The sequence below is a fragment of the Meiothermus taiwanensis WR-220 genome, assembly GCF_003568585.1.
GTDB lineage: Bacteria > Deinococcota > Deinococci > Deinococcales > Thermaceae > Meiothermus > Meiothermus taiwanensis.
Genome location: NZ_CP021130.1, coordinates 483,419 through 506,652 on the forward strand (window position 1 = coordinate 483,419; position 23,234 = coordinate 506,652).

Annotated in this window: 21 protein-coding genes; 7 read left to right on the forward strand and 14 right to left on the reverse strand. The window is 63.3% G+C overall.

The window, feature by feature from the left end:
* Positions 1-127 precede the first annotated feature (127 nt).
* The 7 genes from MTAI_RS02460 to MTAI_RS02490 all read right to left on the reverse strand — a co-directional run bounded on the left by MTAI_RS02460 (position 128) and on the right by MTAI_RS02490 (position 8,378).
* The gene (locus tag MTAI_RS02460) at positions 128-2,821 is read right to left on the reverse strand and encodes a beta strand repeat-containing protein (protein ID WP_027887491.1); all 2,694 of its coding nucleotides are present in this window, start codon (positions 2,819-2,821) and stop codon (positions 128-130) included.
* 15 nt (positions 2,822-2,836) lie between these two features.
* Entirely contained in the window at positions 2,837-3,355 is a 519-nt protein-coding gene (locus tag MTAI_RS02465; RefSeq protein WP_027887492.1) for a hypothetical protein, read from the reverse strand.
* A gap of 419 nt (positions 3,356-3,774) precedes the next feature.
* Positions 3,775-4,257, reverse strand: coding sequence for a hypothetical protein (locus MTAI_RS02470; RefSeq protein ID WP_027887493.1), 483 nt, complete (start codon positions 4,255-4,257; stop codon positions 3,775-3,777).
* Positions 4,258-4,294: 37 nt separating this feature from the next.
* Complete coding sequence (locus MTAI_RS02475; RefSeq protein ID WP_027887494.1) at positions 4,295-5,626, reverse strand: dihydroorotase; 1,332 nt, start codon at positions 5,624-5,626, stop codon at positions 4,295-4,297.
* Between the two features lie 14 nt (positions 5,627-5,640).
* Positions 5,641-6,573 (reverse strand): aspartate carbamoyltransferase catalytic subunit, encoded by a 933-nt coding sequence (locus tag MTAI_RS02480; protein WP_027887495.1) that lies wholly within the window; start codon positions 6,571-6,573, stop codon positions 5,641-5,643.
* Positions 6,570-7,115, reverse strand: coding sequence for a bifunctional pyr operon transcriptional regulator/uracil phosphoribosyltransferase PyrR (gene pyrR, locus MTAI_RS02485; RefSeq protein WP_013013042.1), 546 nt, complete (start codon positions 7,113-7,115; stop codon positions 6,570-6,572). Before pyrR ends, MTAI_RS02480 begins: the two co-directional genes overlap by 4 nt.
* 258 nt (positions 7,116-7,373) lie before the next feature.
* Positions 7,374-8,378 carry a tagatose 1,6-diphosphate aldolase gene (locus tag MTAI_RS02490; RefSeq protein ID WP_027887496.1) on the reverse strand — a complete coding sequence of 335 codons (1,005 nt, stop codon included), beginning with the start codon at positions 8,376-8,378 and terminating at the stop codon, positions 7,374-7,376.
* Positions 8,379-8,492: 114 nt separating this feature from the next.
* Between MTAI_RS02490 and MTAI_RS02495 the strand changes: the two genes are divergently transcribed.
* Entirely contained in the window at positions 8,493-9,413 is a 921-nt protein-coding gene (locus tag MTAI_RS02495) for a carbohydrate kinase family protein (protein WP_027887497.1), read from the forward strand.
* Here the strand turns inward: MTAI_RS02495 and MTAI_RS02500 are convergent.
* Together MTAI_RS02500 and MTAI_RS02505 are read right to left on the reverse strand one after the other, a co-directional pair.
* Positions 9,410-9,823 (reverse strand): (R)-mandelonitrile lyase, encoded by a 414-nt coding sequence (locus tag MTAI_RS02500; protein WP_027887498.1) that lies wholly within the window; start codon positions 9,821-9,823, stop codon positions 9,410-9,412. The two genes, MTAI_RS02495 and MTAI_RS02500, sit on opposite strands and share 4 nt — an antisense overlap.
* A 40-nt stretch (positions 9,824-9,863) precedes the next feature.
* Positions 9,864-10,910 carry an NADH:flavin oxidoreductase/NADH oxidase gene (locus MTAI_RS02505; RefSeq protein ID WP_027887499.1) on the reverse strand — a complete coding sequence of 349 codons (1,047 nt, stop codon included), beginning with the start codon at positions 10,908-10,910 and terminating at the stop codon, positions 9,864-9,866.
* Between the two features lie 208 nt (positions 10,911-11,118).
* On the opposite strand from MTAI_RS02505, the gene MTAI_RS02510 reads away from it, so the two are divergent.
* From MTAI_RS02510 to MTAI_RS02525, 4 genes are all read left to right on the forward strand, one after another.
* Positions 11,119-12,264: an acyl-CoA dehydrogenase family protein gene (locus MTAI_RS02510; protein ID WP_027887500.1), complete on the forward strand. Its 1,146-nt coding sequence runs from the start codon at positions 11,119-11,121 to the stop codon at positions 12,262-12,264.
* Between the two features lie 71 nt (positions 12,265-12,335).
* Positions 12,336-13,082: an electron transfer flavoprotein subunit beta/FixA family protein gene (locus MTAI_RS02515; RefSeq protein WP_027887501.1), complete on the forward strand. Its 747-nt coding sequence runs from the start codon at positions 12,336-12,338 to the stop codon at positions 13,080-13,082.
* Between the two features lie 11 nt (positions 13,083-13,093).
* A complete protein-coding gene (locus MTAI_RS02520; RefSeq protein WP_027887502.1) occupies positions 13,094-14,035 on the forward strand; it encodes an electron transfer flavoprotein subunit alpha/FixB family protein in 942 nt (313 codons plus the stop codon).
* Positions 14,036-14,423: 388 nt separating this feature from the next.
* Positions 14,424-15,014, forward strand: coding sequence for a hypothetical protein (locus MTAI_RS02525; RefSeq protein ID WP_027887503.1), 591 nt, complete (start codon positions 14,424-14,426; stop codon positions 15,012-15,014).
* Positions 15,015-15,019: 5 nt separating this feature from the next.
* Here the strand turns inward: MTAI_RS02525 and hisD are convergent, their stop codons facing one another.
* Both hisD and MTAI_RS02535 read right to left on the reverse strand, forming a co-directional pair.
* Positions 15,020-16,219, reverse strand: a complete 1,200-nt coding sequence (gene hisD, locus MTAI_RS02530) for a histidinol dehydrogenase (RefSeq protein ID WP_376738252.1) — start codon at positions 16,217-16,219, stop codon at positions 15,020-15,022.
* Between the two features lie 155 nt (positions 16,220-16,374).
* A complete protein-coding gene (locus MTAI_RS02535; RefSeq protein WP_027887505.1) occupies positions 16,375-17,166 on the reverse strand; it encodes a DUF3108 domain-containing protein in 792 nt (263 codons plus the stop codon).
* 223 nt (positions 17,167-17,389) lie between these two features.
* Between MTAI_RS02535 and aceA the strand changes: the two genes are divergently transcribed.
* Entirely contained in the window at positions 17,390-18,685 is a 1,296-nt protein-coding gene (gene aceA, locus MTAI_RS02540) for an isocitrate lyase (RefSeq protein ID WP_027887506.1), read from the forward strand.
* Between the two features lie 50 nt (positions 18,686-18,735).
* Here aceA and abc-f read toward each other — a convergent pair whose 3' ends face one another.
* Both abc-f and MTAI_RS02550 read right to left on the reverse strand, forming a co-directional pair.
* Positions 18,736-20,619: a ribosomal protection-like ABC-F family protein gene (gene abc-f / locus MTAI_RS02545; RefSeq protein ID WP_027887507.1), complete on the reverse strand. Its 1,884-nt coding sequence runs from the start codon at positions 20,617-20,619 to the stop codon at positions 18,736-18,738.
* 45 nt (positions 20,620-20,664) lie between these two features.
* Entirely contained in the window at positions 20,665-21,234 is a 570-nt protein-coding gene (locus MTAI_RS02550) for a glycerol-3-phosphate acyltransferase (protein ID WP_027887508.1), read from the reverse strand.
* 126 nt (positions 21,235-21,360) lie between these two features.
* Between MTAI_RS02550 and MTAI_RS02555 the strand changes: the two genes are divergently transcribed.
* The gene (locus tag MTAI_RS02555; protein WP_027887509.1) at positions 21,361-22,374 is read left to right on the forward strand and encodes a LacI family DNA-binding transcriptional regulator; all 1,014 of its coding nucleotides are present in this window, start codon (positions 21,361-21,363) and stop codon (positions 22,372-22,374) included.
* Positions 22,375-22,496: 122 nt separating this feature from the next.
* Here the strand turns inward: MTAI_RS02555 and MTAI_RS02560 are convergent, their stop codons facing one another.
* Positions 22,497-22,868, reverse strand: coding sequence for a hypothetical protein (locus tag MTAI_RS02560; protein ID WP_223299735.1), 372 nt, complete (start codon positions 22,866-22,868; stop codon positions 22,497-22,499).
* Between the last annotated feature and the right edge of the window lie 366 nt (positions 22,869-23,234).

Sequence of the window (23,234 nt, forward strand, 5' to 3'; positions counted from 1 at the left end):
TGGAACCCTGGCTTCTCCTGGCCCTGTGGGCAGTTGGTATGGGTGCTTGGGTTTGCATGGGCTCTTGCTTTGGTTTATTCCCTACGAGGGCTCAGAGGCCCTCGCAGGGATGGGTATGTAATCCGGCTTACTGCACCTGCACGCGGAAGCTGAGGGTAATGGTAGCTCCGGGTGGCAGGATGTCGGCGTTGGTGATGGTGTTGTCACCGTTGGTGTCTACAGCCACGTAGAGGGTCTGGCCTGAAGACAGCGTGGTTGGGGCGGTGGTGCTCCAGGTGCTCCCGTTGGTCGAGTAGAGCACAGTTCCGCTGAAGCCGCTGATGCTGACGCTTGCGCTTACAAAGCTGGTGTAGCTGGGCAGCGGGTCGCTCACCACCACCTGGGTCAGATTGCCCGTGCCGATGTTCTGGGCCACCACGGTGTAGAGGATCTGGTCGCCGGGCAGGGCCACCGCTGCGTTGGCATCCCGTACAGTGCTGCTGCTGCCCACGTAGCTCACCGCGCTCTTGGTCAGGCGCAGGTCGCCACCCACCACGGTGGTGGTTTCCGAGGCTGTGGCGGTGGCCGTAGTGCTGGCAATGGTGCAGCTTGCGGTCAGGGCATTGATGTCGGTGCGCCCGATGGGCTGGCCGGCCGGGGTCAGCACCCGCACATACACCACCTGGCTGCCACCGTTGGCCGCCACTGCAATGCTGCTCAGACTGGAGGCCCAGGTGCTGCCATCCAGCGAGTACTGATAGGTCCAGCCGAAGCTCCCGCCGCTACCGGAGATGCTGCAGGTGGCAGGGGCGTTGGAGCTGTTGGTCAGGGTGTGGGTGTACTGGATGGTGCCGGGGCTGGTCACAGTCCCGCTGCGGTTGGGCGTCAGGCTTACCTGGGCCACCAGGTTCACGTCCACCGCGCCGGCGATGGTGTCGCTCACGCTGGGCAGGGTGGTGCTGGTAGCGGTGAACTGTACGTTATCGTTGGTGCCAGCGGTTACATCCACGGGGGCAGCACCGTTGGGCACCTGTACGGCTGCGATGAAGCAAGCGATGGTGCCTGCATTGATCAGGCCGGTGCTGCTCACAGGGGCCGGGGTGGGGGTGTCCATCACGCCGTCGCAGTTGGTGTCGGGGTAGAAGAGCGCCGTCCAACCCGCGGGCAGGTTGGCCGTGAGGTTATAGGTATCCGGGTTGGCGCCCGTGTTGTTGACCTCGAAGGGGAAGTAGGCCACACCGCCAGGGTTGACCGCAGGGTTGTAACCGGGGCGGGTGTCGTTGGCGGGGTCAGAACCTTCACCGCCGGAAGCCCCGTTGGTGTTGTGGGCGACATCCAGGCTGTAGCCCAAGACCACGTTGGTCACGGCCAGGGTGGTTGCATCCACCCCGTCCAGCAGGGTGCCCACGCTACCGCTGGGGTTGTTCACCGAGGTTGCGGTCAGGGTCACGCTGCCGCCGGTGGTCTGGCTGGCCGGAATGGTGCAGCGCACCACCACGTTGTAGGTTGCACCGGCCGCCAGCGGGCCCACCGGGCCGGAAAGCGGGGTTACGCCGTCGGATTGCAGGATGGTGCAGGTGCCCAGGGTGCTGGTGCCCAGGCTGAGGGTGAAGCTATCGGCGGCGTTGCCGGTGTTTTGCAGGGTGGAGTTGAAGGTCACCGTGCTGCCGGAAGTGGCGGTGGCAATGGTCTGGGTATCGGCCCCGTCTATAGCGCTGGCCCCGGTACCGCCGATAGCCACGCTGTAGCGGCTGGCCGCGGTGTTGTTGGTGGTGTTGGAGGTGGTGATCTGGTTGGCGGTTCCGTCGTTGTACTGGACGGTGGCCGTGTTGGGGTAAGAGGTGCCAGCCGGGGCGTTGGTAGGTACGGTGACCTGGAAGCTAAAGGTGTAGGAGGCGGTCTGGGGGAAGAAGGCCCCGCTGCCGCTGATGAACATACCTACCCGGTTGGAGCCGTTGCCCACGAAGGGGAAGGCAGGGGCGGTGGTACTCCAGGTGGTGCCGCCGTTGGTGCTGTAGACGATTTGCACGGTACCAGCGCCTGCGCTACCGGTGGGGGCGGCGGGCACGCTCAGGCCGGTGGGGATGGTGTCGGAGATCAGGATGCCGGTGCCGGTGAGGCCGCTCACGCTCACACCGCTGGCAGCACTGCCGCCGGTGTTGGCGCCGGAGATGGTGTAGGTGATGGTGCTGCCGGGGGTGACAGGGCCTGAGGGGCTGGCCGATTTAGTGGCGGTGAGGATGGCTGCGGTGGTGGCGATGGCCCGGGCCCAGTTGTTGTTGTCGGTGGTGGTGGGGCTGCCTGCCGAGGTGCCTACTAGGTTGAGGTTGCCAAACTGACCGCTGGTAGCCGAAGCGGGAATAGTGCCGGCCACGATTACACAGGCGCTGGCACCCGGGGTGCCCTGGCGGCTCAGGGTGACGCTGGTGATGGGGGTGGTTTCACCGGAGTCGAGCGTGCCGTTGCAGTTGGCATCCAGGTAACGGGCAGTCCCGGTCAGGTCGAAGTTGTCACCCGTATCCTGCGCTAGGGTCAGGTTGATGGTATCTGTGCCGTTACCGGTATTGCTGACCGTGTAGCTGAAGTAGACCGGGGCGCCGGCCAGGGCCGTGCGGGTCTGGCCGGGGGTGGTGGTGCTGCCGTCGGGGGTGATGCTAAAGCTGTAGACCTGTTGCACCACCGTGATGACCTGGTTGGAGGTGGTGGTGCGGGGCTGGCCAGCGGAGTCTATGTAGCTGGCTGAGGCCTGGTTGGAGATGTTGGTGCCAGCAGGCGTCTGCTGAGCGAAGGCCAGGCCCGGCAGCATCAGCGCTGCAAGCAAGATGGGATAGATTCTCTTCATGTATTTTCCTCCTATTTATCGCACGACAACGCGAAGCGTAAGGGTAAGGGTCTGTTGGGGCTCTATTTGCGGAATAACCCAGCGGGCGTGGGTGTATTCTTCGGGTTTGACTTCTACTTCCTTCTCTACCTCCTTGCCGTTTTCCACAACTTTGAGTTTTCGCTTGAGGGGGGGTCGGCCATAGCTTTTCCCTCCGTCAAAGCTAAACTCGGGAACAACCAGGGTATCTCCCAGGCGCAAAGGCAGTGCGCTTTGGGCCTGGTAGGCGGTGGTGGGGGGGATAGGAATGACCAGCGCCACCTGACGAAGCGGGCTGGTGAAGGTGTTCAAGGCGGTGAGTTGGTACTGGATGATCTGGCCTGGTTTTGCATCCAGGGCGGGCTCGAGCCGCTCGACGGTACGGCTTTGCTCCTGCACGCTCACCACCCGGAAGGCCTTGAGATCAAGCCGTATGTCGCTGCTGGCTTGAGCCAGGGCCAGACCAATCAGGCATAGTAGGCCTGTACCAAACCGCCACCCAAAGTGTTTCATCATCCTTGCTCTCCTCAAAAAAAACAACGACCGACTCAAAAAAAAGAGCCGGTCGCGCCACTGGCTACCTCCAGCCCCATGGCGCCCGTGTGGGGGACTGGAGGTCATCACCTCTCAAAGGGGCAGTTTAGTAGAGATTTTTCTGGTGTTTGTGACAAATGACCATAAACTTTTAGACTGATGGTTAGGATATTGTCCAGGACACATTTTTTCGCTCAATGCACCTGCATACCGTGGGTGGGTATACCATCTAATGAGCAATCTATAAGCATTTCGGTAGCATGGTTTGATCTTGTCAAAGTGAACGAATCGGTGATGAACGAACCGAATCTGGTATCAGAACCTCCAAACCGGCAGAAAACAGCCTGGCCTGAATATAGACCAGGGGCATTACCGGCCAGCTGTTTTGAAGGATGGGGGCGTTACGGAATGAGAACCACCCGCGCAACCATGTTGCGAAAATGCATGGTGCCGGCGGTGGCCAGGCCGCTATCGAGCTGTATCCCTATCCAAAGGTTGCCGCTGTTGATGCCGTCGGTTAGTTTAGAACCCCTCAGCTTCAGGGTTTGAGTAGGGCTGGACTGGAAGTTGGCCGTGCCAATCTCTTCAAAGCTCGTGTTGCGGTCGCAGATGTAAAAGCCTTGGCTCTGGGTGCTGCACGGTTCTGTATCGGTGGCGTAAAAAGTGAAGGAAACCCCGGTTTTGTAGGTAAGGTTGCCCTCGAGTTCAACCCTGGACAAGCTGACTGGAGGCCGGTCGAAGCTTTGTTTCACAAACACAATTTTGTTGTTCTGAATAGCCGCCACGTCCACATCAAAATCGCGCAGGGCCACGCTCAAGGGCGCATTGCTACAGCCGAACAAAAGACCGCTAAGAACAAGAAGCAGCAGTGAGAACGAACGCATAACACCTCAAGTTTAAATTAGCTCCTGAGTAAAGTATTTAGGGGGCGGACTGTCCGATTCCCTCACCCTCCATCGCTTTGCACACCATCTGCCCTTCCACCCAGGTGCACACCGGCCAGCCCTTTAATTCCCAGCCAGCCCAGGGGCTGAAGCGGGCCTTGGAAGCAAAGGTCTGGGGTTCCACTGCACGCTGGGCGCTCGGATTCCACAGCACCAGGCTGGCCTCGGCCCCTTCCTCCAGGTGCAGTGGGGGAAAACCCAGGACGCGCCGGGGGCCGTCGGTAAAGCGGGCTACCAGCACATCCAGGGGAAAGCCCCGCTTTTCCACCAGCTCGGTGTAGAGCAGGGGCCAGCAGACCTCGAGGCTGGGGATGCCAAAGGGGGCCCGCAACAAGTCGAGTTCCTTTTCATCCTGGGTGTGGGGGGCATGGTCGGTGCCGATGCAGTCGATGCTGCCGTCCAGCAATCCTTCGATAAGGGCTTCTACATCGCTCTGGGTGCGTAGGGGCGGGGCCACTTTGTAGAGGGGATTTAGCCCGTTCAGGGCTTCCTCGGTCAGGGTTAGATGGTGGGGCCCAACCTCGGTGGTAACGGGCAGACCCTGGTGTTTGGCCTGGCGGATGAGCTCGAGGCCCCGCCGGGTGCTCAGGTGCTGGATGTGCAGCAGACGGTCGGGCGCTGCCTTGGCCGCCAGGCGATCTAGTACATACCGCACCACCTCTAGGTCTCTGGCGATGCGCGCACTCTCGGCGTAGCCGCTGTTGCCGGGCAGGCCCAGCCGGTACGAGACCGCCCCTTCGTTCATCACCCCGTTCCGCCGCAGTCCGGCATCTTCGGCATGCACCGCGACCACCAGGCCCCAGGAAGCCGCATACAGCAGGCCCTGCGCCAGCACACCGGCATCTTCGTTGGTTTTTCCGTCGTCGGTGAGCATGACGGCCCCAGCTTCCTGCAGCCGATGGGCCTCGCTCAGAACCTTACCCTCCTGGCCCTGGGTGAGGGCCGCCGCGGGGTGCAGCCGGGCCTGCTGGATCTGGGCTGCCTTTTTCTTTAAGGCCGCTACGATCTCGGGGTTATCGACCACGGGGGTGGTGTTGGGCATGGAGACTATATCGGTATACCCACCTCGAGCCGCCGCGGTTAGGCCGCTTTGCAGGTCTTCTTTGACCTCTTGTCCTGGTTCGCGTAGATGGGCGTGGGGGTCAAAGAAGCCCGGCGACAGGATCATCCCGCTCGCATCCAGTACGCTTGGGGCCTCACCCCCTGAGAGCGAAAGAATACGCCCCTCACCGATCAGCACATCGGCTGTGCCGTGGACTCCTCGTCCGTCTACCAGCTTTGCCTTTTTGATAAGAAAATCGCCCTTCATGTGGCTCCTTGCAATCAACTTTTGCCCACCAACACGTGGTAAAGTACCGCCATCCGCACGGCCTGCCCGTTGGCTACCTGGCGCTCGACCAGGCTTTGGGCCGAGTCGGCCAGGGTGCCTTCCAGTTCCACATCGCGGTTCATGGGGCCGGGGTGGAGGAGGGGGGCCTGGGGTTTGGCCCAGCCCAGGCGTTCCCGGTTGACCTGATAGGCGGCGATATACTCCGGTAGTGAGGGCAGCAAACCCTTCTCCATCCGCTCTTTTTGCAAGCGCAAGACCATCACCGCATCGGCTTCGTACAGGGCTTCCCGCAGGCTGGTGGTGAGGGTGGCACCGGGCAGGCTACCGGGAAGCAGGGTGGCCGGGCCACAGGCCACCACGGTAGCACCCAGCATGGGCAGCAACTCGGCGTTGGAACGGGCCACCCGCGAGTGCAGAATGTCCCCCACAATGGCGATTTTTTTGCCCTCGAGGCTGCCCAGTTTTTCCCTCAGGGTAAAGGCATCCAGCAGGGCCTGGGTGGGGTGGGCCCGCCAGCCGTCCCCTGCGTTGATGACCGGCTTGTGCAGCCAACGGTGGGCCTGGTGGGGCACCCCAGCGGCATCGGTGCGCAGGATGTAGGCGTCGATGCCCATCTGATCCAGGGTTCGCAGGGTGTCCCGGTAGGTTTCGCCCTTGGTGGTGGAGCTGGTTGCGCCCGAAAAGCTCACCACATCGGCCGACATGCGCCGGGCAGCCAGCTCGAAGGAGATGCGGGTGCGGGTGGAGGGCTCGAAGAAGACCGTGGCCACCGTAAAGCCTGTGAGGGCCGGTACTTTCTTGACCGGACGGGCCAGCACCTCCTGCATCATCTGGGCAGTCTCGAGCAGGCTTTCTACCTGGCGGCGGTTCCAGTCCCGGAAATCGAGCAGGTGTTTAGGGAAGCTTGGGGTGGCGCTCTCGCTCACGATGCCTCCACCTCCCACAGCTCCACTGCGTCCTCTCCATCGTCTTCCAGGGTTTTGACCTTCACCACTTCGCTTTTGGAGGTGGGGAGGTTCTTGCCAACAAAGTCGGCGCGGATGGGCAGCTCGCGGTGTCCCCGGTCTACCAGCACGGCCAGGTAAATCCGGCTGGGGCGGCCCTGGTCGATCAGGGCATCCAGCGCAGCCCGTGCGGTGCGGCCGGTGTAGAGCACATCATCTACCAGCACCACGGCCTTACCCCCGAGGTCGAAGGGAATGCGGGTCTCGCGCACCTTGGGCTGCAGGCCGATCTCGCTCAGGTCGTCGCGGTAGAGGGTGATGTCCAGGATGCCCATTGGCACCCGTTTTCCCTCGAACTTTTCCACCAGATCGACCAGCCTTTTGGCCAGGCTGATGCCGCGGGTGTGAATGCCCACGAAGCAGAGGCGATCAACGCCCTTGTTTTTTTCGATCACCTCGTGGGCGATGCGGGTAAGGGCCCGGCGCACTTCGTCTTCGTTGAGGAGCTTAGACTTGAAGATCATGGCTGTTCCTCCTGGTGCACGAGCATACCCAGGCGAAGCTGCCTCTGGGGTAAAGAAAAAATGCGCCCTGAACAGGCGCACAACTCCGATTTGTAGTCTTCGATATGCTTCACTTGTACTCCTTTCCGACCTCGCAGGATCGGGTTAAAGGTGCGGGGAAAACCCCGCCCGTTATGCTACGCCCTGGGGATGCCCTGGGTCAAGGGCAAAAAAAATGTGGCCCCCGGGTTCGGGAGCCACCCAATACCGCATGCCCGGCTAGCCCCGCGCGGCCTCCAGGCTGCCGTAGAGCGTCCACCAGGGCTTAGCCCCTTTGGCCAGCACCTGGTTGAGCAACTGGATGTTCTTCACGCCCTGATCCGAAAGCCAGGCCTCGAGCGCCTCCAGCCCCTGCTTAGCGTAGACCGGAATCCCGTCTTGCCAGGTGGCCCGCCCACACAGCACCCCGCTGAAGGGTACCCCGGCCTCGGCGGCCATCTCCAAAGACTCGCGGAAGACCGCATCGCTGACCCCGGCCGAGAGGTAGATGAAGGGCTTGCCGGCTGCGCTGGCGGTGTCCTTGAGGAACTGCAGGGCCTGGGCGCGGGTGTAGGCTTCCTCGCCCTTGAAACCCAGGGTGCCGCTGGTGTAGGCGATGTTGAAGGGCAGCTCCACCTTGAGCACGTCCACCCCGTAGCGGTCTTTGGAGAACTCCTCCATGTACTTGGCTACGTAGCGGGGTTTGACTTTGGCGAACTCGAGGCCCTCGCCAAGCTGGTCGTTGTAGGCAATGGGCTCCAGGAAGAAAGGCACCTCCAGCGCGGCGCACTCGGCCCCCACCCGTTCGATAAAGGCGTGCTTGATATTGTTGATCTTGGGGTCGTCCTCGGGGTTGTAGTAAAGCAGAATCTTGACCGCGTCCCCCCCAAGCTCCACAATGCGCCGCACGCTGAGGTCGGGCAGCAGGTCGGGCAGGCGGCCTACCGTGCTGGTGTCGTACCCCGATTTCTCATAGGCCAGCAGCACACCGGTGCCGGGGGCTTTGTGCTTGAGCGCTGGCAGTCCGTACTCGGTGTCCATCAGAATCGCCGAGGCGTAGGGGGTGAGGATTTTGACCACCGCGGTTTTGAACTCGGTTAGCTCGGCGTCGCTCACCTCAGCACCGCGGGCTTTGGCGATGGCTTTGCGCAAGGAGCCCCGCTGATCCATCGCGGCCGCCGCGATCACGCCCTGTTCGTCGGCACAGGCCTGTATCCGTTCAAACTTTCCTTTGCTGAGTCCCATAGGTTTCTCCAACCAAGAGTTTACCCTACCTGCGGGCCTTTACATGCCGCACATAACTCCGGGCGCGAGGGTGTGTGGGCCTGTTAGACTCTTCATAGCTTTGTGGGAGGAAGCATGCTAATTGTTGCTGGTGAGGCCCTGATCGATATGACCCCCATAACCCACAACGGTGGTATGGCTTATATGCCGCATCCTGGGGGTTCCCCCTACAACGTGGCCATAGGCGCGGGCCGTCTGGGTACGCCCACTGCGTTTCTGGGGTGCATCTCGCGCGATGCTTTTGGGCAGCTTCTAAGGAGCCATCTGGCCGCCAGCGGGGTCAGCCTGGATTACCTAAAGGAAAGCGAGCACCTGACCACCTTGGCCCTGGTGACCCCATCCGAGTCGGGCGAGTTTTTTTCCTTTTACTGTGAAAACACCGCCGACCGCATGCTTTATCCCGAAGACCTGCCGGCCACGCTACCGCCCGGTGCGGCCCTGCACTTCGGCTCGTACTCGCTGGTGCTGGAGCCGGGGGCCTCGAGCCTCGAGCTTTTGATGCGACGCGAGGCCCGCCGCCGCCTGATCTCGCTTGACCCCAATGTGCGGCCTTTTCTGATTCCTAACCGCGAGGCCTACCTCGAGCGCCTCTTGGGCTGGCTCGAGCTGGCCGATCTGGTCAAGGTGAGCCAGGCCGACCTGGCCTGGCTCTACCCAGGCAAAAACCCAGAAACCATCGCCCAGGAGTGGAAACAGCAAGGCCCGGCGCTGGTGATCGTAACCCAGGGCGGCCAGGGGGCCTTGGCCGTGACCGGACAGTCTGTCCTTCGCGTTCAGGCCCCCAGGGTTTCTGTGGTAGATACGGTAGGGGCTGGAGATGCTTTTATGTCGGGTGCCTTGAGCTGGCTGTGGGAGCACGGTGCCTGGTCTCGAGCCGCGCTGGAATCGCTAAGCAGTGCACAGGTTACAGACCTACTGAACTTCGCCGCTAAAGTTGCGGCCATCACCTGCACCCGGGCCGGGGCCAACCCGCCCTGGCGGGCAGAGCTGTCCTAGTCCGCTTTCTGGCGGTACTCTTCCTCCGATACGCGCTCCAGCCATTCGGTGCTCACCCCCTCCACCGCAGCCTGAATGGCTAGGTGGGTCATGGCGTGGGTGGGGCTGGCCCCGTGCCAGTGTTTCTCGCCGGCGGCAAAGTAAATGGTGTCGCCGGCTTTCATCTCACGCACCGGCTCACCCCAGCGCTGGAACCAGCCAATCCCCGACTCCACGTGCAAAACCTGCCCTTGGGGGTGGGTGTGCCAGGCGGTGCGGGCCCCCGGCGCAAACATCACCCGCAGCACGTGCAGGTGCATGGGCGCGGGCGTGACCACCAGCTCGCTCAGGTAGACCGTGCCGGTGAACCACTCGGGCGGGCCTAAGCGGGTAGGGGCCTGGGGTACGAAGGTTTTCCACGGGCTTTCCATAGCTCGATGTTAGCGCACCTCAAGCAAAATGCCCGGGGGCCTAGAAAGCCCGCTCGTACTGCACCGGCCAGACCTTGGTGCCCAGGGCCTGGGCGGCCCGGTAGGGCCAGTACGGCTCCCGCAGCAAGACCCGGCCCAAAAGAACCAGGTCGGCCTGGTTTTCCTGAAGAATGGCCTCGGCTTGTAAGGGCTCGGTAATGAGGCCCACCGCCCCTGTGGACAAGCCTGTGGACAACCGCACCTGGGCGGCAAAGGGCACCTGGTAGCCGGGGCCAACGGGAATTTTCACCCCCGGCACAGCCCCGCCCGAGGAGCAGTCCAGCAGATCTACGCCGCGCCGCTGCAACTCCCTTGCAAGGGCCACCGTGTCGGCGATCTCCCAGCCCCCTTCAACCCAGTCGCTGGCCGAGACCCGCACCAAAAGCGGCAGCTCGGCGGGCCAGACCTCCCGCACCGCCTCCACGACCTCGAGCGGGAAACGCATACGGTTTTCCCGACTGCCCCCGTAGCGGTCGGTGCGCTGGTTGGTGAGGGGGGACAAAAACGAGTGCAGCAGGTAGCCGTGGGCCATGTGAATCTCCAACACTTCAAACCCGGCCGCCAGGGCCCGCCGGGCCGCCTGCCCAAAGGCCTGGCGCACCTCCTCCAGGCCCGTCTCGTCGAGGGCCTGGGGCACGGGCCAGCCTTCCTGAAAGGGCAGGGGGCTGGGGGCCACCGGCGTCCAGTGGTAAAGGGGCTTCCCCCCCTGCCAGGGGCTGGCCGTGCCCGCCTTGCGCCCGGCGTGGGCGATCTGGATGCCCGGTACCGCCCCGGCGTGGCGGATGCGCCGGGTGAGCTCTTTTAGCCCGGCGATGTGCTCGTCCGACCAGAGGCCCAGGTCGTCCGGGCTGATCCTCCCCCGGGCCTCCACCGCGGTGGCCTCCACGATCACCAGCCCCACCCCGCCCACGGCCCGGGTGGGGTAGTGCAGCAGATGCCAGTCGGTCGCGTGGCCGTCCTGGGCCGAGTACTGGCACATGGGTGACATGGCGATGCGGTTTTTGAGGGTGACGGAACGCAGCTTAAGCGGGCTAAAGAGCAGGCTCATAGCGCGGATTCTACGCCCTGGGCGGGCCGGGTTTGTGGACTTCAATACATAACGCTTTTTCTTCACAGGGCGCGTGATACGATGGACGAGAGCGAGAGAAAAAAGTTATACTAAGTACAAGAAGTTTTGTAAGGAGGTGAAGCAAAAGCCGAATGCCAAAAGCCAGACGCCAAAAACTGTAGCGGCTTTGGGCCTTCTGCTTTCAGCCATGCCCATTGATTTCACCCTGACCGAGGAACAAAAGGAGCTGCAAAAGCTGGCCCGGCGCTTCGCCAGGGAGCAGATCGCGCCGGTGGCGGCCGAGTACGACCGTAAAGAGGAAGTGCCCTGGGGCGTGATAGAGAAGCTGTACGAGGTGGGCCTGCTCAACGCTATCATCCCCGAGGCCTACGGCGGCATGGGTTTGGGGATGCTCGAGGAAGTCATCATTGGCGAGGAGCTGGCCTGGGGCTGCATGGGCATCTACACCATCCCCATGGCCTCCGACCTGGGCATCACCCCCATTCTGCTGGCCGGAACCCACGAGCAGAAGCAACGCTTCTTCAAGAAACTCACCGAAAAACCGGCCCTGGCCGCCTTTGCCCTCTCCGAACCCGGCAACGGCTCCGACGCCGCGGCCCTGCGCACGCGGGCGGTGCGGGACGGGGACTACTACGTTCTAAACGGCACCAAGACCTGGATCTCCAACGGTGGCGAGGCCGAGACCGTGGTGGTGTTTGCTACCGTGAACCCGGAGCTGCGCCACAAGGGTGTGGTGGCTTTGGTGGTGGAGAAGGGCACCCCCGGCTTCAAGGCCCACAAACTCCACGGCAAGATGGGCCAGCGGGCCAGCGGCACCTACGAGCTGGTCTTCGAGGACTGCCGGGTGCCGGTGGAAAACCGGCTGGGCCAGGAGGGCGACGGCTTCAAGATCGCCATGCAGACCCTGGACAAGACCCGCATCCCGGTGGCTGCGGGCAGCCTGGGGGTGGCCCGGCGGGCCCTCGAGGAGGCCACCAGGTACGCCAGGGAACGCGAGGCCTTTGGCAAGCCCATCGCCGAGTTTCAGGCCATCCAGTTCAAGCTGGCCGAGATGCTGATGGGCCTCGAGACCGCCCGTACCTACACCTACTACGCGGCCTGGCTGGTAGACACCCACCAGCCCCACGCCCACGCCGCGGCCATTGCCAAAGCCTATGCCTCGGAGATGGCCTTCGAGGCGGCCAACCAGGCCATCCAGATTCACGGCGGCTATGGCTATATGCAGGAGTACCCGGTAGAAAAGCTCTTGCGCGACGTAAAGCTAAACCAGATTTACGAAGGCACCAACGAGATCCAGCGCCTCATCATCGCGCGGCATATCCTGAAAGGGTAGGTTGTAGAGGGGCAACCCTTGTGGCCGCCCGCTCGTGAAGTCTAAAAATAGTTACAGCAAATGGAGGAGAGATGAAGTTCGTTGCGGTTATTCGGCAGGTTCCAGACGGTGAGTCCCGCCTCAAGATCGAGGGGGGCAAGGTAGACCTGGGCGGGGTCACCATGATCCTCGACCAGATGGACGAGTGGGCGGTGGAGGAGGTCATCCGACTACAGGAGAAGCACGGGGGCGAGAGCGTGGTGGTGGCCCTGGGCCCCGAGCGCTTCGAGGAGGCCATCCGCACCGCGCTGGCCATGGGCATTGACCGGGCCATCCACCTGGTGGCCGAGGGCTACCTCGACCCCATCACCCAGGCCGAGGCCCTGGCCAAGGTCATCCGGGCCGAGGCCCCCACCCTGGTCTTTACCGGCGGGCAGCAGGCCGACTGGGACTCCCAGGCCCTGGGGCCGGCCCTGGCCGAGGCCCTCGCGTGGCCGGTGGTGAGCTGGACGACCCAGATCGAGCTGGAAGGCGAGACCCACGCCAAGGCCAAACACGACCTCGACGAGGGGGCCGAGGTGGTGCGGGTGGCCTTGCCGGCGGTCTTTACCAGCCAGCAGGGCCTGAACGAGCCGCGCTACCCCACCCTGCCCGGCATCATGAAGGCCAAACGCAAGGAGCTGAAAAAGGTTCCGGTGAGCGCTAGCAGCAAGGTGGAGATTCTGGAACAGACCATCCAGGAGAAAAGCCGCCTGAACAAGATGATCGACGGTAAAGACCCGGTGGCTGCGGCCCACGAGCTGGTGCGGCTGCTGCACGAAGAGGCCAAGGTTATCTAATGGGGGAGTACATGATTCTGGTTGTCTTGGAACACGACGGCCAGCGCCTGCGTAAAGGCGCTCTGGAAGCCATCAGCCGGGCCCGGCAACTCAGCGCTCTGGGGGCCATTGCCGGGGTGGTGATCGGTGAAAACACCCAGGCCGTGGCCCAGGAGGCGGCCCAGTACCTGTCCACGGTCTATGCTGCCGAGGTGGGCCCTTACACACCGGAGAAATGGGCCGAGGCGGCCTATGCGGCCGCCCAGAAAAGCGGGGCCAGGGTGGTGGTGGCCAGCGGAGGCCGCCAAAGCCGCACCTGGACGGCCCGCCTGGCCTACAAGATGAAGGCTGGCCTGCTGGAAGACACCCTCGAGACCAGCACCGACGGCCAGCACATCATCGGCGTGCGCTATAGCTTTTTGAACCGCGTCACCGAGAAGCAAAAAGCGGCCCTGCCGGTGGTGTTTACCGCCAAACCCAACACCACCCCCCTGGCCGAGCCGGCCGGTAGCAGTGGGGTGGTGGAGGCCCTCGAGGTCGGCCGGCCCCCTACGGTGGAGGTGCTCGAGCGCCTGAGCGAGCAGAAGAAGGGCGTCTCGCTCACCGAGGCCACCGTGGTGGTGACGGGCGGGCGCGGGCTGGGCAGCCCCGAGGCCTTCGCGGGTGTGGAGGAGCTGGCGAGCACCCTGGGTGCCGCTGTGGGCGCGACCCGCGCGGTGGTGGACGCGGGCTGGCGGCCCTACAGCGAGCAGGTGGGCCAGACCGGCAAAACCGTTCAGCCCAACCTCTACATCGCCCTGGCGGTTTCCGGCGCGGTGCAGCACCAGGCCGGTATGAACAAGAGCAAGTACATCGTGGCGGTCAACAAGGACGCCGAGGCCCCCATCTTCAAGATTGCCGACTACGGCATCGTGGGCGATGTGCACCAGGTGCTGCCCGCGTTGATTGACGCAGCCAAGAAGCTGAAGGACTAATACCAGCCGGCGGGATACGCTTTCTTCGCCGAGCGTAGCCAGAGGTGTGCTCTAGGATTCAAAAAGATGGCCTCTTGAGGTCTTTGGAAGCTTATCTTTTTGAATCCGGTATAAAGTCCAGCACAACCCGAGGGCAGGCCCAGGCCTGCTCTTTGGTCTTAAAAAAAGCCAGTCATCCAACCGGTGCTGCACTAACCGAATCTGGTATTGTCGTTGACCACAGCACGGCGCACCCGGCGTGGTTCGGCCTCGAGGTGCAAATCACCCAGGGCGGTTCTGAGGCCTGGAGTACACTAACAGCGTATACCCACCTCCACGCGGCCGCGCGTGCTGGCGTGAGCCCCCCAGGAGTCCTATGGTTGCCACACCAACAGCAGAATCCAACAAGATGCGGGAAGTAAACACCCTTTTAGAAGAGGGTCGGCGCTTGCAAAACCGTCTGGCCGATCTGGGGGCCGCCCTGCGCCAGGCCGCCGCCGAACTGGACGAGGGCCGCCCACCCTCCCCCGATCTTGCCGCCAGCCTGGTTGAGGTTTCGCAGGCCTTTGACGGGCTGCACGCAAGGGTGCAGCGCCTGCTGGGGGGTGGGCCGATTGAGCCACTCTTACCGAAGGTGCTGGAAGCCCTCGAGGCCCACCGCAAGGCGCTGGAGGCGGCCGCCCTGCGCCAGCAAGCCCTGAATGTGCTGGAGCAGGTGAGCAGCCTGGTCTACCGGGGCGGTGAGGAGTTCCTGCCGCTGTCTGCGGTGCAGTTCGATGCTTTGGGCCTGATGCGCCAGCAAAAGGAAAGCACAGAACTCAACGCGACCGTTCTGGCTTTGGCTAACGGCAGCCACCCCTACAACCTGCTGATTAAGCTGGTGGTGGACAAAGGCATGAGCAACGAAGAGTGGGTTAGGGTGTACCAGCAGGTGGCCCAGGAGATCGGCCAGGATATTGCTGTGGCGGCTGCACGCGGCCAGATTGTGCTGCCCGAGTAAACCATCTACCCCTTGGCCCTGCGATCCAGGGCCCGGGCGTGGGCTTCCAGGCCCTCTTCGCGGGCCATGCAGGCCCCGAGCGCGGCCAGCTTGCTGGCTGCTGCCTGGTTGAGACCCACCACCGGGATGACCTTGAGAAAGTCCCGCAGGGCCAGCCCACCCCCAAAACGGGCCGTGCCGGCTGTGGGCATGACATGGCTGGGGCCGGCGATATAGTCGCCGAGGGCCTCGCAGGAGTGCTCACCTAGAAAAACCCCGCCAGCGTTGCGCACCTGTCCCAGCACGGCCAGCGGGTCGTTTACAGAAAGGCAGAGGTGCTCGGGGGCGTAGAGGTTGGCGAGCTCGAGGGCCTGTTGGAGGCTTTCTACCAGCACCAGACCGCTACGCTGCAGGGCTTGCCGGGCAATGCTGGCCCTTGGCAGGTCGGCCAGCTGGCGCTGAAGCTCTTCCTCCACACGCTCCAGCAGTTCACGGTAGGACGAAAGCAGCCAGGCTTCGGAGTCGGGGCCGTGTTCGGCCTGGGCCAGCAGATCGGCGGCCAGCAGCTTGGGGTCGGCGGAGGCATCGGCGATGATGAGGGTCTCGGTGGGCCCGGGCAGCCCCTCCATGCCCACCACCCCATACACCTCGCGTTTGGCCAGCACCACGTAGCGGTTGCCGGGGCCCATGATTTTATCCACCCGGGGGATGGTCTCGGTGCCGTAGGCCAGCGCTGCAACGGCCTGGGCCCCACCCATGGCAAACAAGCGGTCGGCGCCGGCCACCCAGGCTGCGGCCAGAATGCCCGGATGTACCCGTGGGGGGGAAGCCAGCACAATCTCGCCCACCCCGGCGACCTTGGCCGGGATCGCGGTCATCAATACCGTGGAAAGCAGCGGAGCCGAGCCCCCCGGTACATACACCCCTACCCGATCCAGCGGGCGCACCAGCTGGCCCAGCACCCCATCGGCGCCGGCCTCCAGGAACCCGCCCAGGGGCTCCCGCCGGTAGAAGGCCTCGATGCGTTCTTTAGCGGTCTCGAGGGCATCCCGCAGATCGGCGTCCAGATTCTCGTAGGCTTCGCGCCAGACCCGCTTGGGAATTTCTTCCACGGGGTGCCCGTCGATCTCCTGGCTGATGCGTTGCAGGGCCGCGTCGCCCTCTTGTTCGACCTGGCGTAGAATCGACCGAACTGTCTCCAGCGCATCGCCGTACTCTACGGTCATGCGGCGGTTTTTGAAGTGTTCGTGGATCTGTTCAGGGGTTTTGATCATAAAGGCCCTTCTGTTCGGTACACACAGCGTGGCAAAACACCTCTACCCCAGCGTTGTAGGGTTTGGCTGGCTGACGTCGACTGTTGATCGTCATGGCTGGTTCTGTCTCAGGTATACCGCCGGCGACGTCGGCGCCGCCGGGCGGGGGCTTCGTTCTCCCGCTCTTTTGGGGGCTCACCGGACACCACCCGGGCTTTGGGAGGGTCGCTCGAGCCCCCCTTAGGCCGGCCTGCGTCACGCTGGCTCTTGGGGTGCGGTGTGACCTCCTGGTTCTTTTCCAGTGGTTGGGGTCGTTGCCCGGGCTCGAGGCGCTGGATCTGCACCAGATCGGCTTCAAAAACGTGCTCCCCCACCTTTTGCGTAAAGCGCACCGGGTAGCCCTCCTGATCGAAGTACAGCAGGCTAAGCCCCGGACGCAGGCGGTAGACCCGCACGCTTTGCGCTTCCACCCCGCCGGTCGCCAGGGCCTGGTCGGGCAGGCGCTCCACATAGGCCCGGCCCCCCACCAGGGTAAATCGCTCTACCTGGCCTACTGCGATATCAAGCCCGCCCACGGCCAGGATCAGGGAGAGGGGGTCGTGCATCGGGGTGAGGTAGGGGATGGCGAAGTCGTCCTTGCCCTGGCTGACTGTAACCAGGCCGTCCTCCGTCGAGAATTCCACCTCCATCACCCGGGCTCCGTTGCCCTCGACCCGTTCGCGGTAGCGGCGGGGTAGCCCTTCGGGGTTTAGCTCGCTCTCCCAGCGCTGGCGGGTCTTGGGCAGCGGCAGTTCTACACTGGCCTCGAGCACCACCCGCAGGCCATCCCGGCGCGGCTCGATGGTAAGGCGTTGCTCGCCAGCTGGGTGCCCGGCATACCGCAGGGTGTATCGCAGCGCAGTTGGAACCGCCCAGTTCATGCCTTACATCCTACCAGGCTCAGTTTAAACCCAGTTTTTCAGCCCCAACAGCCTGGAGTACCCAGAAAGCTGCCACACCAAGAGCAGACTATCTACACTTGTGTGTAAAATATCTTACGTGTAAGCAGATAAATAGTACACATTTTTATAAGTGTTGCTCTTTTTGATATACACAGTTGGATTTTGGGGTGCGCAAGCCATACTCAAAGCAGGAGGAAGGGCCATGTCCAAACTGACCCCCGAGATGAAACTGGAAGCCGACAAACTCCGCCGTGAGTGGGAGACCAATCCCCGCTGGAAAGGTATCAAGCGCGATTACACCGCCGAGGATGTGGTGCGCTTGCGCCCAAGCCTGCTGCCCGAGCAGACCTTAGCCAGGGCGGGGGCCGAGCGCTTGTGGGAGCTTTTGCACACCCGCCCCTATGTGAACACCTTTGGCGCCTACACCGGGGCCCAGGCGGTGCAGATGGTCAAGGCCGGCCTCGAGGCCATCTACCTCTCGGGCTGGCAGGTGGCCGCCGATGCCAACCTGGCCTGGCAGACCTACCCCGACCAGTCGCTCTACCCGGCCAACTCGGTGCCGCAGATTGTGCGCCGCATCAACAACGCCTTACAACGGGCCGACCAGATCGAGCGCGCCGAGGGCAAGACCGGCCGCTACTGGTACGCCCCCATCGTGGCCGACGCCGAGGCCGGGTTTGGCGGCCCCCTGAACGCCTTTGAGCTGATGAAGGCCATGATCGAGGCGGGCGCAGCCGGGGTGCACTGGGAAGACCAGCTTTCCAGCGAGAAGAAGTGCGGGCACTTAGGCGGCAAGGTGCTGATTCCCACCTCGCAGCACATCCGCACCCTGAACGCCGCCCGGCTGGCCGCCGATGTGATGAACGTGCCCACCCTGATCATCGCCCGCACCGATGCCGAAGCCGCCACCCTGCTCACCAGCGACATCGACGAGCGCGACAAACCCTTTGTGAAGGAAGGTGAGCGCACCCCCGAGGGCTTTTATCGCATTCGCAACGGCCTCGAGGCCTGCATCACCCGTTCGCTGGCCTATGCCCCCTACGCCGATTTGCTGTGGATGGAGACCAGCACCCCCGACCTGGAGGTGGCCCGCAAGTTCGCCGAGGCCATCCATGCGGTCTACCCCGACAAGATGCTGGCCTACAACTGCTCGCCCAGCTTCAACTGGAAAAAGAACCTCGACGACGAGACCATCGCCAAGTTCCAGCGCGAGCTGGGGGCCATGGGCTACAAGTTCCAGTTCATCACCCTGGCCGGCTGGCACAACCTCAACTACCGCACCTTCGAGCTGGCCAAGAGTTACAAGGAGCGCGGCATGACCGCCTTTGTGGAGCTGCAGCAGCTCGAGTTTGCCGCCGAGAAGGATGGCTTTACCGCGGTCAAGCACCAGCGCGAGGTGGGCGCGGGCTACTTCGACGAGGTGCTCATGGCCATCACCGCCGGGCAGGCCTCCACCGCGGCTTTGGCCGGCTCCACCGAGGAAGCCCAGTTCCATTGATTGGAGCCGAAAGTCAGCAGGCCGATAGCGGGCAGCCGCTATCGGTTTTTTTACAGGGCTTCCAGTTGCTCCGATACCTCGGCCCAGCGGGCAAAGGCTTGCTCGAGCTGGGCTTGGAGCCGGTGTTGTTCCTCGGCCATCCGGGCGTACTCGAGGTGGTGCAAAGGCTGGTTGGCCTGGGCCAGCAGGGCCTGAAGCTGGGCCTCGAGCCCGGTTATCTCGGCCTCCAGACGCTCTTTTTCCCGCTCGAGGTGCCAGCGGCCCTTGACCCTGCCGGGCCTGGCGGTGGCGGTGGGGTTCTGGGGCTTGGGGTCGGGGCTTTTCTCGGGCGCTGCGCGCACACTCCGGCGCTCCAGATACTCGCCGGGCGGGGCCGGGTAGTCGGTGAACTGCCCGTTATGGAGGTGCCAGGTACGGGTAGCCAGTTGGTCGAGGAAGGCCAGGTCGTGCGAGACCAAGAGCAGCGTGCCGGGGTAGCTGAGCAGGGCCTGCTCGAGGGCCTCCACGGTCTTTAGATCGAGGTGGTTGGTGGGCTCGTCCAGGATCAGCAGGCTGGCCTGCTGCAGCGAGAGCGAGAGCAGGGCCAGCCGGGCCCGCTCCCCGCCCGAAAGGTGCTTGACCTGCTTGAACTGGGCCTCGTAGGGAAACATCCAGCCCCCCAGCGCAGCATGGGCCTTCTCGCCCAGCATGCGGTAAAGGGTCTCGAACAGGGTGAGCTCGGGGTCGAAGCCGGAGAGCTTTTGGTCGTAGTAGCCGATCCGCACCCCCGGCCCGGTTTTAACCCGCCCCGCCGGATGATCGGAGGGCAGCAGGCCCAGAAGCACCTTGAGCAGGGTGGTCTTGCCGGCCCCGTTGGGGCCGATCAGGGCGATGCGCTCGCCCTTGCGCACCAGCAGATGGGGTATCTGGAACAGCAGGCGCCCTCCCAGGCTTTTGTGCAACTCCCAGCCCTCCAGCACCCGCTCGGCGGTGGCTTCCTTCTCCAGGGGGAAGCGGATCCGTACGCCGGGCTCGTCTTGCTCGGGCGGCTGTACCGCCTCCTCCTCGAACTGGGCCATACGGGCTTCCAGGCTGTGCAGGCGCCGGGCGTGCTTGGCGCTGCTGTGGGCCCAGCGCTGGGCCTGCTCCAGGATGCCCTCGCGCCGCTCCTTCTCCTTGAGCCAGTTGGCGTACTCACGGGCTTCCTGCTCCTCCTGAAGCGCACGCTCGCGGCGAAAGGCCGAGTAGTTGCCCTCGTAGAGCCGGATCTGCCCGCGGCGCAGCCAGGCCACCCGCTGGGTTACCTGGTCGAGGAAGCGCCGGTCGTGTGAGACGGTCAGAATGGCACCACCGTAGGATTGCAAGAAACCCTCCAGCCAGGCGGTCATCTCGAGGTCGAGGTGGTTGGTGGGCTCGTCCAGCAAAAGCGCGTCCGCCCCCGAGAGCAGCAAGGCCCCCAGGGCCAGGCGCCGGGCCTCCCCCCCCGAGAGCACGCCGGCCTTCTCCTGCTCACGTCCCGCAAAACGCAAACCCTTGAGCACCGCCTCGTAGCGGGCCCGCTGCTGGTAGCCGCCAACGGCCTGATAACGCTCGTGCAGCGCCTCCCAGCGGTGGTAGATCTCGGGGTCGGCCAGATGGGCCTCGAGCCGGGCCAGCTCGGCCTCCATGGCCTGCACTCGAGCAAACCCCCGCTTGAGCACCGACTCCACAGTGTCGGCGGGGCCGTACTGGGGGTCTTGGGCCAGAAGCTCCAGATGCACCCCCTCACTCCGGTAAATCCGGCCCGCGCTGGGCTCCAGCTCGCCTACCAGCAGGCGCATGAGGGTGGTCTTGCCCGAGCCGTTGGCCCCGACCAGGGCCAGACGGTCGCCATGGCGCAGCTCCAGGTTTACCCCGGCCAGCAGGTCGCGGGCCCCCAGGGTGTACTCGAGGTTCTCGGTTAATACAATCCGCACAAAGGCCAGTTTAGCAAGTGGGCTACGACCGATACGCGCAAGCTTTTACAGCTTATTTGTAGCCAGGCGCAGGCCCCGCAGGGCTACGGTGAGGCTCACCAGCAAAAGAGCCCAAAACCCCATCCCGGTGGGCCAGAACGCGATAAGCGCATACGCGTATCCCACCACAGCCCCTACCGGAATGGGGTACCAGCTCTGCCGGTGGCTTTTCCAGTACAACTGCCAGTAAAAGCCCGCCACCGCCAGGCCAATAACCACCGCTGTTAGGGTGATGCCGGGGTGCAGGAAAAGGAAAAAACCCAGGCTGGGGGCGATGCCGCCCCCACCGCGAAAGCCGAAGAAAAGCGGCCAGTTGTGCCCAGCCACCACCGCCGCCCCCATCAGGGGCAGGGCCCAGGGGGTCTGGAGAAGTCCGCTCAGGTAGGCCACCAGACTCCCCTTGGCGGTATCGGCCAAGGCCACCAGCACCCCCCAGGCCGGCCCAAACTGCCGCCAGGTACCGCTGGCGCCGGGGGTATCGCGCTCGGCCAGATTGATGCCCTTGATGGCCCCCACGATGCGTCCAAAGCTTAGCGAGCCCAGCAGATAGGCCAGCACCACCCACAGCAGATCCATAACTGCTGATATGGTATCCCGTTTTGCAGCCGATTCGGGACGGGGGGCCTGAGCCCCTGATACAAATTGTCTGATAGACTATATTTGGCTTTAAGAAAGGGCTTCCACGCAGAAGAGGAAACTTACGTGGCTAAACGCAAACCCACCATTCACGAAGTGGCGCATCTAGCCAAAGTCGGAATCGGAACAGTTAGTCGAGTGCTCAACAACCATCCCTCGGTTCGCTCCGAGACCCGCGAGCGGGTGCTGGCGGCCATGTCCAGCCTGGGCTACAGCCCCAACCCGCATGCCCGGCGGGTGGCTGGGGGACGCAGCTACACCGTCTCGCTCATCCTGCCGGTGATCTCCACCGAGTTTTATAACCGGCTGCTCGAGGGCATTGAGCAGGTGCTCAGCGAGGAACGCTACGAGATTGCGCTTTTCCCCATTTTCTCCCCTCAGCGTTTGCGGCGTTACTTGGAAAGTCGTTCGTTGGCGTATCAAACCGATGGGTTGCTGGTGGCCTCGCAGGGACTGGCGCATCTTCTGCCCGACCAGAAGTTCCCTACCGAGCGTCCTGTGGTGTTGGTGGATGCACACAGCACCCGCTACGACTCGGCCTACGTGGACAACTACCTGGGGGGTCGCATGGCCGCGGCCCACCTGGCCCAGTTTCCTGGTGCGCATTTTGCCATCCAGATGCAAGAAGAGCTCGATGAGGTCATGCGCAATACCGTAGGGCAGGAGCGGGTGGCCGGGTTTCGGGATGGGCTCGAGCAGGCCGGGCGTAAACTGCCCAAGGCCCACGTCTTCAAATCGCGCTTTTCAGCCGAGGGTGGGCGACTGGCCCTGCAACACTTTATGCGGCAGTCCAAACCGCCCTACAACATCTTCGCCGGGGCCGACCTATTGGCTTTGGGGGTGTTGGAGGAGGCCGAGCGGCAGGGGCTCGAGGTCGGCGAGGAGGTGCGCTTGCTGGGCTTCGATGGGCACCCCTGGACCGAGGCCCGGGGCCTCTCGACCCTTGCTCAGCCCATCGAGGACATGGGGGCCGAGGCCGCCCGCCTGTTGCTCGATCGCATTCGGGGCTATAAAGGCAGCCCTCGAGCCCGGCGCTTTGAGCCGACCCTAATCATTCGCCAGTCGACCCAGCCCTGCTGAGTGCCCTAATAGTGCCGCTGTTGAGGCTGTCCCACAAATACCCGGTACAGCGTATTTTGCTGTGCTGGGTAAATTGCCTGCTACAGGGGCAGGCAATTGTTGGGAGACGCAATCAGACGCTGTTATACATCCAGCCCGCGCACCCAGAAGGTTTCGCTGTCCAGCGTTAGCTCGAGCTCGAGATCACCCTTGTCGGGGAGCTGTATTCGAAAGTTCCCGCGTTCAGTAATGAAGCTGCTGCGGCTATAGCTGGGTGCGTGAAGGGTGACGCGCAACGCCGGCGGCTTTTGTGCTGCGCCGATCACCTGCCCGACCAGAAACGCTCCATTTGGGCCGCGTTTGAGCGAAAGATCGAGGTAGAAGCTGCCTATTTTGTAGAGTCTGTTCCACACATTCAGCAGGCCCTGATGCCGTTGTGGGGCGCCGAGGGCGTGACGCGAATCCATGATCAGGATTCCGTCTTTGTGCGTTGAGGGTGGGCTTAAGGGCATCATGGGTTCCAGTCTGGCGCTTGGGGCGTTGCAGCCCCTGCATTCAGCAAACCTTAGGATAGTGCCCCTTTCACAGGACAAGTTCAGATTTGACCGTTACGTCAGGCTGGATGATCTCAAGCTTCCAGATCCAGCACAACGTAGCGTTAACTCCAGCCCAGGGGTGGATTTATACCAGATTCGGTTAGTTCGGCGTTGGAAGGCAGCGAACCAACCCGACCGAAGTTATCCGCGTAGCGGAGGGCGATACCGCCCCTTGGAAGGGATGCGCTTTCTTCGTCGAGCGTAGCGAGGGGTGTGCTCTAGGATGCAAAAAGATAACGCTAATTCAAGAAAAACACCCCCTCGAGGTCGAGGGGGTGTAGCGCT